General features: G+C 32.3%; 1 protein-coding gene. It reads right to left on the bottom strand.

All coding sequences use genetic code 11. The features are described from left to right. Positions 1-91: 91 nt before the first annotated feature. Positions 92-1,265, bottom strand: a 1,174-nt coding sequence (locus tag BGC7_RS17110) for a site-specific integrase (protein WP_050702823.1), incomplete at its 5' end; no start/stop codon positions are given.

Raw genomic sequence — 1,265 nt, 5'->3', positions numbered from 1 at the left:
ACCTATTCTAGGACGAGACAGAAATCAATCTATTTATTTCTTCATTTTCAAAATGGAATGTAGTCAATAAACAAGTGTCAGGAAGTTCTAATTAATCTTTTAGCGATACAATCCACTTATTCAACATCTCCTCTATTATATCCTCATCATGCAAATGAGTGTAAATGTCTCTAATGTCATTACCTTCAGCATGCCCCATCATGCGTTCGGCAATACTCTCTCTTATATCTTTTTTTGCAGCTATAGTTCGGAATGTGTGCCTAGCTAGGTGGAAGGTTATCGTTTTACTTATTCCCAAATCTTTCATTATTTCTTTCAGATATCTATTGGTCGGTTGATTAGCTAAAGGAGAAAATATCTTTTTACTAGAATCTTTATCTGTATCACTGGTTTCTCTTTCGAGGAGTTGTTCTACTACAGGTGAAACTATCGGTATTTTATACAATACGTTCGTTTTCTGACGTTCATTACATAATAGAAGAAATATTCTATTATTTACCGTGACAGGCTTTAAATCACCATATGTGACATTATGAAATTCCACATATGATAATGAGGTATAGCAACTGAAGAGAAAATCCCGTAACACTTCCCTTTTTCCATTTGAATACTTTTTATTATCATAGGTATATTGAAGAATTTTTAATTCTTCTTCATTCAATATATCACTATTCTGAGCCTTTATTATTTTTTTAATGGGGAATTTCTCATAAGGATTCTTTACCAACTGCTCTTTATTTATAGCAAGGCCTAAGAGAAATTTAAAATTGGCATGTTTTTTATATATAGTAGATTGTTGATTACCGCATTCAATTTCATAATTATGAAAACGTTGTATAAATTCTAATGTTAGCTCTTTGAATGGTAGTGTTGGCTTCCACTCCCTCATTTTATTGATAAGATTCTTATAATTGGATAAGGTCTGCTTTGCCCTTGTAGACTCAAGAAATTTCAATTCATTTTCAATAAACACATAGAAATCTGTATTTCCATGTTGTTTATCTCGAAATTTGTCAATAAATTCACGCTTAGACAGAGGTCTATCATAATGAGCCCAAAGAATACATTCAGCCTTGTGAAACTTTTCTTCTATTATGCGGTTATAGTGTTGATAATTTTTATCTCCTGATAAAACGAGTTCACGCTTGACACTCCAATTTCGGGGATGGACTGAAAATCCCAACCCTAAAAATGTTGTTTGTCTAAAAGATGTGTATCTTAAGCATAATTGACGCTTACCATCTTTTGTACTGTAATTGCTTCGT

This window comes from Dysgonomonas sp. BGC7, assembly GCF_001261735.1.
GTDB lineage: Bacteria > Bacteroidota > Bacteroidia > Bacteroidales > Dysgonomonadaceae > Dysgonomonas.
Note: the sequence above shows the minus strand (reverse complement) of the source record. Positions and strands in the feature narration are given on the sequence as shown.